Raw genomic sequence first — 10,327 nt, forward strand, 5'->3', positions numbered from 1 at the left:
TTTTTTGTTTTCTAATAGTCTGCTATGACGTAGTATTATCGGAAATTAAAGTCTATTGTTTAGTATAGCCATCATTTTTCTGGGTTTATAAACAATAAAGGAACTGACTTACAACAATATTTATGGTTATAAGGAATACCGATAATATTATGTCCTCACTTTATAAAAATAAAAATATTTTTTATTTAATCTCTCTTTTTCTACTGGTATTACTGATCCATAATTGTCTGGGATATCAGCTAAAATTAATATATGTTTTTAGTGCTTTTGCATTCTTTTTATTTCTTGCCTCCAGTAATAAACGTTTATATGTCGTACTGATCTCTTTGTTTTCCATTGTCGGAATATTATACGCACCGCTTGGTCTCAACTACGGTTTTCCGGATATCAACGCTGTCGGTTCAGTGCTTTATACCAACCGTAATGAAACACTGGAATATATCAGTGGGTTTCCTGTATCAACTTATTTGACTGTGTTTGCTATTTTTATTCTGATGTTGTGCTCGGTAAAATTAAATGCCGTTTTCTCAGCAAAAGGTAAGAAGTGGTTATTGGCGCTGTTTTTTATTTCTGCGTTTTGGTCACCTGTTAAGGGATATGTGAAGTCGGGTTTTGTGGATAGCTATGAACTTCTGAATACCAGTTTACCCGAAATCCGCTTTTTCAAAGACGCCTACCAAAGCTATGTGAAGGTTATGTCTGAAAACAACCGGTTTGCCAGCGTGATCAAATATCAGGATGACTGGCAGCCCACCGTTAAAGAAGATAAATATGATACCTACATTATGGTTATTGGCGAAAGCGTCCGTCGGGATTTTTTAGGGGAATATGGATTCCCTGATAACAACACGCCCTGGCTGGATAAAACGAATGCAACAATATTCACTAACTATATTTCTGCTGCGCCATCCACTCAGCTTTCATTGACGAACTCACTGGCAATTCGTCAGGAAAATCAGATTAAGCTGAATAACAGTATCATGACACTGGCAAATAAGGCTGGTTTTGAAACTCACTGGATTTCCAATCAAGGTATGAAAGGCGGGTTTGATTCCCCTTCTGCAATGATAGGCCAGCAGGCCATGAATTCTATTTTTCTGAAAGAGGGAAGTTCAGATGATAGAAGCTACATGCCGGATGAAAATTTATTACCCCATATCCGTAATGCCCTGAAACAGGGTCATAAGAAGAGATTGATTGCCATTCATTTGATGGGGTCACACCCACAGCCCTGTGCCAGAACTAATAATAAATACAGCCACTATTTTCACTCCAAAGATATCTCCTGTTATGTACAGAGCATCCATAATACGGACAGTTTATTGGCTGACATTGAGAATATCGCCAGACACAATAAGCTGAACTGGACGATGCTTTATTTTGCCGATCATGGTTTGTCTTTTGTGCGCAAAGGAACGGATAAAGAGAATCTGAACCATAGTGATGCCAATAAACAGAATTATCAGGTGCCTTTCGTCATTACTGGCTATGACTATAACGTTAAGACCAGAATCAATGCTCATCGCAGCGGATTTCATCTTTTGCCTATGTTATCCACGTGGCTGGGGATTGAAGAACCACGGTTATCTTCTGAATGTGACTGGTTTTCTGAGCAGCAATGCGGCGATCAACACACTGTCATTTCATTTGATGGTAAGTATGCTGACTTTAACAGCCTGAAAGATGATGCCATTGATTCTGGTTTGTAGACGATAAGCATATTCAAGAAGCATTTACTCTAAAGTCACTGTAAAACCACTGATAGAAGGATTCTGACCGCTTAATGTGTTATTTCACCGTTAGCGCAGATCCTTCCCATCCCGGCGGAAGAAGTTTCGTATCATAGTACAGTGTGGCGAGTAGTATCGCTTCCTGCGGTAGTCGGATAACTGGCGTACAGAAGCGGAGAAATGAAAGGGTAACTTGCTGTTCGTCTTACCTTAAAAAAGGGTGTTTTATGAACAATAATAAATTTTTAAAACATATCCCCTGGATGATACTGGGGATAATTGGGGCATTTTGCCTCGGAGTTGTTGCACTACGTCGGGGAGAACATGTTAGTGCTTTATGGATAGTTGTTGCTTCGGTGGCAGTTTATCTGGTTGCTTATCGCTATTACAGCCTTTATATCGCCACTAAGGTGATGAAGCTGGATGCAACACGGGCAACACCGGCGGTTGTTAATAATGATGGCCTCAATTATGTGCCAACCAACAAAAATGTCCTGTTTGGTCACCACTTTGCTGCTATTGCGGGGGCCGGGCCGTTAGTCGGGCCAGTGCTGGCGGCACAGGTTGGTTATCTGCCGGGAACATTGTGGCTGTTGGCGGGGGTCGTTCTTGCCGGTGCCGTACAGGACTTTATGGTTCTGTTTATGTCTTCCCGCCGCAATGGAACATCACTGGGAGAGATCGTTAAAGAAGAGCTGGGGCGGGTTCCGGGAACAATCGCCCTGTTCGGTTGCTTCCTGATTATGATCATTATTCTGGCAGTACTGGCACTGATAGTTGTGAAAGCGCTGGCAGAAAGTCCGTGGGGAGTATTTACCGTTTGTTCCACCGTTCCCATTGCTCTGTTCATGGGGATTTATATGCGGTATATCCGCCCGGGACGAGTAGGGGAAGTTTCCGTTATTGGTATTCTGTTACTGATTGCTGCGATATGGTTTGGTGGTGTTGTTGCCGCTGATCCTTATTGGGGACCGGCTTTAACTTTCAAAGATACCACCATTACTTATGCATTGATTGGCTATGCCTTTATCTCTGCCTTGCTGCCTGTTTGGCTGATTCTGGCACCACGCGATTATCTGGCAACTTTCCTGAAAATCGGTGTGATTGTTGGTCTGGCGGTGGGTATTGTGATCCTCAACCCTGACCTGAAAATGCCGGCTGTAACACAATTTGTTGATGGTACAGGTCCTGTCTGGAAAGGCACGTTATTCCCATTCTTATTTATTACGATCGCCTGTGGTGCTGTATCTGGTTTTCATGCCCTGATTTCTTCTGGTACGACGCCTAAGTTACTGGCAAACGAAAAAGATGCCCGATTCATTGGCTATGGTGCAATGCTGATGGAATCATTCGTTGCGATCATGGCTTTGGTTGCAGCATCCATCATCGAGCCGGGGCTTTATTTCTCCATGAATACACCGCCGTCGGCACTGGGTATTACCATGCCGGATTTGCATAATCTGGGAACATCTGAAGCGCCTGCGATTATGGCGGCTTTGCAGGATGTCACCACTCAGGCAGCGGCCACGGTAAGTTCATGGGGATTTGTGATTTCACCTGACCAAATCCTGCAAACGGCAAAAGACATTGGTGAACCTTCGGTTCTGAACCGAGCTGGTGGTGCACCGACTCTGGCGGTGGGTATTGCTCATGTATTCCATCAGATCATTCCGGCCGCAGATATGGGCTTCTGGTATCACTTTGGTATTTTGTTTGAAGCGTTGTTCATCCTGACTGCTCTGGACGCAGGGACACGTTCCGGTCGTTTTATGTTGCAGGATTTATTGGGTAATTTCGTTCCATCGCTGAAAAAAACGGATTCCCTGATTGCCAGTATAATTGGTACAGCCGGCTGTGTGGGAATGTGGGGCTACCTGTTATATCAAGGCGTTGTCGATCCGCTGGGCGGTGTTAAGAGCCTGTGGCCACTCTTTGGCATTTCGAACCAGATGCTGGCAGCTGTTGCGCTCGTGTTGGGTACTGTTGTACTGATCAAAATGAAACGTACTAAGTACATTTGGGTAACGGTTGTACCGGCTATTTGGTTGTTGATTTGTACTACATGGGCGTTGGGGCTGAAATTATTCAGTGATAACCCTAAGCTGGAAGGCTTCTTATTCCTGGCGAAGGAATATAAGCAACGTATTGCGGAAGGCGGAGCAGATCTGACCGCTCAGCAGATCAATGATATGAGCCATATTGTTGTGAACAACTATACGAATGCTGGCCTAAGCATTTTGTTCCTTATTGTGGTCTATAGCATCATTATTTATGGTATCAAAACTGCGATAAACGCGAATAAAAACCCAGAACGTACAGATAAAGAAACGCCTTATGTTCCTGTTCCGGAAGGTGGAGTCAAAGTTTCTTCTACGCATTGATGCTAATACTTAAGCCATAGAGTGGCTTTGGCAATCACAATACCCCACATGATAGGTTTTGTATTATGTGGGGTATTTCTTTAAGGTGTAGTTTTAAGGTATCGCATTAAGAAAATTACTTTTGAGAACAGTTATGGGAGAGTGTTATGTTTGGTAATCTTGGCCGTGCCGGAAAATATTTAGGGCAGGCAGCCCGGATGCTGGTGGGAGTGCCTGACTATGATACTTATGTACAGCATATGAAGGATAATCACCCTGACCAACCTTATATGACTTATGAAGAATTTTTCCGTGAACGCCAGAACGCACGTTATGGTGGTGATGGGAAAGGGGGAATGCGTTGTTGTTAGTGAATGCAGTCGGTACAAACCTGAGGCGCGTCGTCACCTTATTTTTATCAAAAAGTGTTGATCGTGCCTCAGGCTAAGTCAGGTAAATCTGGTGGCTAAGCTGGCTTAATAATATTTTTCCTGTCTATCCTGAATGGGTAGATATTAAAAGAAGTACTTCCTTTTAATGCAAGATCGGCGCAGGCTTTGCCAAATAATGGGGCAAATTTAAATGACCAGCCACCTAATGATAAAATAATATTTTTGTATTGATCATATTGTTGAGGTATAAAATCCAGGACGGCTGTATTATCAGGTAAATCAGTATGTAATGCTCTTGCCATATCAATGGGGGTTGTATCTACTCCTCTCATATATTTGTTGGCAAAATCTCGAGTTATATCAATATCTAATTCCTTTGGTGCAAAACATCTATCTTCTACATTATCATAAGTATACGAAGCCCAATCTACCGCCAGACGGATAAAGCCCTTTCTTGCAAAGTCATAACTAGGAAAGCCATAGAACAGGTTGCTGTAACCGTTTTTAGGATTCTCAAATTGAAAAAACATTGGATAGTTTTTTTCTGGAATTTCTCCTGTGAGTTTATAATATGAAAAACACATATCCCAAATAATATAATTTATTCTTATTCCGACTGATTTAGGTAATATTTGATTGGTGAAAGCATTAGAAGTAATCACTATTTTATCAGACTTATAACTACCATTATTTGTTATAATAGAAACACCATCTTGGCGGCTGGTTATTTTACAGACTTTTGTTTCTTCAGTGACAGTAACATTATTTGACTCTTTCAGGTATTGACCAAGTTTTTTGATAATATTTTTGACGTCAATGGTTGCATTATCAGGGCTATATAAACCCATATAATTATCTGGCAGGTTTTTGAAAGGATACTTACTTTCCAGTTCATCTTTGGTAATTATTTCATATTTTTTATTGAGCTCTTTTAATACTCTTACTGGCCCGAATAGAGTGCCTTGTGGTGTATCACCTGTTGCGATACCAAAATTGAGTAACCCATTCATATACATGAATTTAGAACCCAGCTCTTTTTCTAAATCATGATACATATCTCCAGCTTTGAAAGATAATTTAGCATGTTCAAGATCATCATACACGGTTCTCCACATTCTGACATGTCCTGCTGAGCTTGAGTCTTGTGTTCCGATAGTATTCCTTTCTATCAGCAGTATATTCTTACCAGACTTAGCGGCATAATAAGCCGTGCACAATCCAATAATTCCTCCACCAACTACACAGATATCATATTTTTTATTATGAATGTATTTATTTTCATGATCTGTTAATGGTGATTCCATTTTAATAACGTCATGTCGATTCATCTATATTCTCCAATTTTATTTATTGTTAAAATTTAATTTTATTAACTATAAAACCAGACACAGATTGCACGCCAAACACGATTGAGACTAAATAGTGTTCTATCTTGAAATTCATTGTGTATAGATAATTATCGCCCTAAATAATATTCTTTATCTAACCATTCAGGCCAATTAAGACGAAATATTTCTTGTAATAATTTTTCCGTGACACAAAATGCTCCTTCAGTCCAGCCCTGATCCCCTGAGTAAGCTTCTCCGATAATATGCACTGATTCATTTTTTATCGGATGCCTCATAAAAGGCATGACTTCGTCAACTGATACTCCGACTTTCCATGCATGATATCCACCGCCATATGGATCCTTAGACCAGTCTTGAATTCGGGCAATATAAGGAGGAGGAATATCAATACCATGTAGTTCTTTAACCTGATTCATTGCTTCTTCTACCAGGTGTTTAGAGACAGGCTCTCCGGGTAAAGGAGATTCTTTCAATTTTTCTTTTGATACTATACTTGTTTCACAAGGTTCATAGATAGAATCTTTATCTTTTATTTGTATCAGTGCTTTCCAAAATGTTACAGCCCGCATGTCGTTATAGCTTGATAGGAATAATGAATGTGAATTTTTATCGTCTGTACCGAAATAGTAGCATTGGCGAATAGCTAAATCAGTAATTGATGCGCCGGATTTGGTGTTAAATTGTTTATTCCACCACGGGTACTCAAATCCCATTAATAATTTTAATGATGGCTCAGGAATAACCGTATTAATATTTTTATTTAATTTTGGGTGTGAATGTTTATCAAAGAAAAAATTGTACTGATCCAGAAGATTAAGGGATTGCTTTGGCATTGCCAGAATAATGGTATCAGTATGTACTGTCCAGTCAGTCTGGCTATTTTCATTTCTGAATTTTAATGAATAACGACGATTTCCACCATTATTATGTTGAAAAGTGATTAAAGTGTTTTTTAACCATAGCTTAGCACCATTTTGGTCTGTATAGGCTTTTGCTAAAGCATAGGCTAATTGATCATATCCATTTTTAATAGTTCGATATTCTATATCAGTTTGTGTAAAATCACCTACCATATAAGACATTGATTCAGCAGCATTCCAGTTTATGGTGTTTGAATAATATCCTCCGGCATCAGATAAGAAATTATATCCTTCCTGACCGACTTGATCTTTAATTAAATTCCAGAATCCGATGTCCTTAACTTTCATTTTATCATAGGGACTTCCTTTTTTAATATAAGTAATATTCTTTTTGATGATATCCCACTGCCGTAGACTGATTTTAAATTTGTAATCATATTTACTTGTTTTTTCAACAAGATTACCATAATTCTCCTTAAACCAAGGGTCTGCAACTAAAACATCATATATAATCTTATTAAATAGCTGTGAGGCACTATATCCTTGAATATCATCATTAATAAAGTATCGTATTTTAAATTTTTTATCATTTTTCTGCATTTCAGACCAGATATCCGCCCTAAATCGCTGACCTCGTAAATAGAAAAAATTATTTGGTGAATCACTTCCTGGAAAGGGAGCGTGATCTAATTTAAAAATATTTTCAATCAATGAAGTGGTGATTTTTTGTGATGTTAAATAACGCATTCCTCCTAACTCACCAATAATATCCATTCCAGGTAAGTTAACAGAGAGTAATCTTCCTCCTATCGTATGATTTAAATCAAAAATATGTACACTTGTAGGAGAATAGGTGTTGTCAGAATCATCTCCACTTAATAAACGATACCCTGTATATAAACCAGATACACCCGCACCAACAATAGCAATGTCAATTGATAGTTCTTCCTGAGTCCCGGTACTATGAGGAATTTGATCCATCTCAATTCTTTTGTTTTTTTTCATGGTCCATCTCCATTAATATAAATAGTATTCTGCTGGAGTTGTTTTTTAATACAAAGCTGAGAAGAGAAGTGATTTTTATCGGCATGATATTATTTTTATAGAATTGGAGTAACTGGATTAATCTGATTGTGCAAATCGTGTATTATTATTGATCTCAGATTTGAATTTTTTTAAAACAAACAATTTTTATAGTGATGCAGGAAAAAATGAAACCTATATCAGTGACCATCCTTACAGGATTTTTAGGATCAGGGAAAACGACATTATTACAGCATATTCTCAATGCTGAACATGGTTATAAAATTGCTGTCATAGAAAATGAATTTGGTGAAGTACCTATTGATAATGAACTCATCGGAGATAGAGCAATACAAATTAAAACACTAAGCAATGGCTGTATTTGTTGTAGTCGCTCGAATGAGCTGGAAGACACTTTACTTGATTTATTAGATGGTATTGATAACGAACAGTTTGTTTTTGACCGCCTGATTATTGAGTGTACAGGGATGGCAGATCCCGGCCCAATCACTCAGACTTTCTTTTCTCATGAGGTTTTGTGTCAGCGTTTTTTACTGGATGGGATTATTACACTGGTGGATACGGTTCATGCAGAGCAGCAGCTTGATAATTTTTCCATTGCACAATCACAAGTAGGATATGCTGATAGGCTTTTGTTGACGAAAACGGATGTTGCTCCTGAGAATGACGCATTAATCGGGCGATTGCAGAAGATCAATGCCAGAGCACCGATCCATAAGATCGTACACGGTAAGGCTGATTTAGATCTGCTTTTTGATCTGGAAGGTTTCATTCTGAATGATCAACTTACTGTTGCACAGCCTGTTTTTCGTTTTATCCCTCAGCACCAAAATAGTGTTCAGTCGATAGTTGTTACCCTGAACCATTCAGTGGAATTAACTAAAGTTTCAAATTTGATGGAAGAGTTGTTACTGAGTTTTGCTGATAATTTACTGCGTTATAAAGGTATTCTTGCCATTCAGGAAGAATCGCGCAGGTTGTTGTTTCAGGGAGTCCAGCGTTTGTACAGTGCAGACTGGGATCGTGAATGGCGTGATGATGAACATCGCCAAAGTGTGCTGGTTTTTATTGGAGTAGATCTGCCAGACCAGAAAATCAGGGAAAAATTTGCACAGCTATAGTTAGTTATTTTTTAATAACAACATATCTGTTGCACTGAACTTGAAAAATGAAGGGAATACTCCCTTCATTTTTTAAGCTACCTCTTTACTAATGAAATCGATTCATTGCAGTAAGATGCTGGGTAATGCATTTTTCTATATCTACCTTTCAGGTGCTGTATTACTGGCTGCAACCTGAAATTCATAATGTATATTATTAAGAATAGGTAGAAATTTTTTGCCACATATTTAAATAGAAATTTATATTATAAATTCTAACCTGGAGTTTAAGTTTTATAAAAACAGCAAGCACTGATTTAACAAATACAAAACAATAAAGACAAATATTATACATAAATCAGATTTATCATACGTCAAGGTTCATATTTGTATTATGATGAATTCATCTGTTTTGTTTACCTGCAATCTCCACAGAAGAAGTAGTGGAGATCGTCGCAATAACAGATCATGTTAGTGAAAACAGGGAAAATAGATGGAAATTCACTTAGAGTGTGTCTCCCAAATGTTAGAAAAGCGTTTTACATTACTGGCTGTGTAAATCACTGTATGTGAAATATTACGGTGCCCCAGATAATCCTGAATTAAACGTGTATCACGGCCGAGATCGGCAAGTGCGTAACCACAGGCATGTCTTAGCATATGAGGGTGTGGAGAAACACTGACCGCAGCCTGCTTACCATAACGCTTCAGTAATCCATAAACTTGTTGCCGTGAAACCGCTCCCGATTTTTGGGAGAGGAAAACCCATGGAGAATCCGCTTCTCGCCATTTTTGGCGTACATCCAGCCATTTTTTTAGTGCTTCAATTTCTTCCGGGATGAGTGGATGTGTTGTTGACAGACCACCTTTTAATCGCCTGATATGAATAATAGCTGAATTTAAATCGAGATCGGATAAACATAAATTACACAGCTCACTGACCCTGAAGCCATGAATAAAACACATTAATAGCATGCAATAATCTCGTTCTGCATGACGTCCTTGTTTTGTTTCTGCCAAAATTGCATCTATCTCGTATCGGGTTAAAAATTTACGTTGCTTCATGAAATTATCATTCCTATTACATCAGTTCGATCAGCTATAAATAACGGGGATATTTAAACTAATCGAATACAACAAGCTATTGGAGCTTTTCCACATGATTGGATAAATACCAGGTTAATATAATTAGAAAACAGACAATGAAGAAATTTGCTGCTTCTATTTATCTTTTTTTAATGAAAATATTTATTGAGAAAGTGTAAATATTTGTTATGTAACCCTCGTGAATAGAATGGGCTAATTATAAAGATAATTCTACTAAGAATGTTGTTTGGCTAAATTTTGCAACTAAACATTTTACTGAGTTTTATTTTTAGTTTTTTATTCTTATATTGTTCCTTTAGGGTGTAATGGTTTCGTCTTTTTACTGCATTTAGTGGAAAAAGTAAATGATTTATCTAATTAGATCAAAATATACACTTATTTTGTG

General features: G+C 38.4%; 7 protein-coding genes. 4 read left to right on the forward strand and 3 right to left on the reverse strand.

Annotation, left to right across the window (positions count from 1 at the left end):
* Positions 1 to 149 precede the first annotated feature (149 nt).
* The 3 genes from AACX38_RS13530 (at position 150) to AACX38_RS13540 (ending at position 4,461) form a co-directional block, all read left to right on the forward strand.
* Complete coding sequence (locus tag AACX38_RS13530) at positions 150 to 1,709, forward strand: phosphoethanolamine transferase (protein ID WP_228864588.1); 1,560 nt, start codon at positions 150 to 152, stop codon at positions 1,707 to 1,709.
* Between the two features lie 248 nt (positions 1,710 to 1,957).
* Positions 1,958 to 4,111: a carbon starvation CstA family protein gene (locus AACX38_RS13535; protein WP_228864589.1), complete on the forward strand. Its 2,154-nt coding sequence runs from the start codon at positions 1,958 to 1,960 to the stop codon at positions 4,109 to 4,111.
* A 146-nt stretch (positions 4,112 to 4,257) separates the two neighbouring features.
* Positions 4,258 to 4,461, forward strand: a complete 204-nt coding sequence (locus tag AACX38_RS13540) for a YbdD/YjiX family protein (RefSeq protein ID WP_047678653.1) — start codon at positions 4,258 to 4,260, stop codon at positions 4,459 to 4,461.
* Positions 4,462 to 4,556: 95 nt separating this feature from the next.
* Here AACX38_RS13540 and AACX38_RS13545 read toward each other — a convergent pair whose 3' ends face one another.
* On the reverse strand, positions 4,557 to 5,810 hold the full coding sequence (locus tag AACX38_RS13545) for an NAD(P)/FAD-dependent oxidoreductase (RefSeq protein WP_228864590.1): 1,254 nt from the start codon (positions 5,808 to 5,810) through the stop codon (positions 4,557 to 4,559).
* Positions 5,811 to 5,938: 128 nt separating this feature from the next.
* Entirely contained in the window at positions 5,939 to 7,696 is a 1,758-nt protein-coding gene (locus AACX38_RS13550; RefSeq protein ID WP_228864592.1) for a flavin monoamine oxidase family protein, read from the reverse strand.
* Positions 7,697 to 7,902: 206 nt separating this feature from the next.
* Here AACX38_RS13550 and yjiA point away from each other — a divergent pair, with 206 nt between their 5' ends.
* The gene (yjiA, locus tag AACX38_RS13555) at positions 7,903 to 8,856 is read left to right on the forward strand and encodes a GTPase (protein WP_228864594.1); all 954 of its coding nucleotides are present in this window, start codon (positions 7,903 to 7,905) and stop codon (positions 8,854 to 8,856) included.
* A 480-nt stretch (positions 8,857 to 9,336) separates the two neighbouring features.
* On the opposite strand, the gene AACX38_RS13560 is transcribed toward yjiA, so the two are convergent.
* Positions 9,337 to 9,900, reverse strand: a complete 564-nt coding sequence (locus tag AACX38_RS13560; RefSeq protein ID WP_086955361.1) for a tyrosine-type DNA invertase — start codon at positions 9,898 to 9,900, stop codon at positions 9,337 to 9,339.
* Positions 9,901 to 10,327 lie beyond the last annotated feature (427 nt).

Source organism: Xenorhabdus sp. PB30.3, assembly GCF_963895965.1.
In the GTDB taxonomy this organism is placed as follows: domain Bacteria; phylum Pseudomonadota; class Gammaproteobacteria; order Enterobacterales; family Enterobacteriaceae; genus Xenorhabdus; species Xenorhabdus stockiae.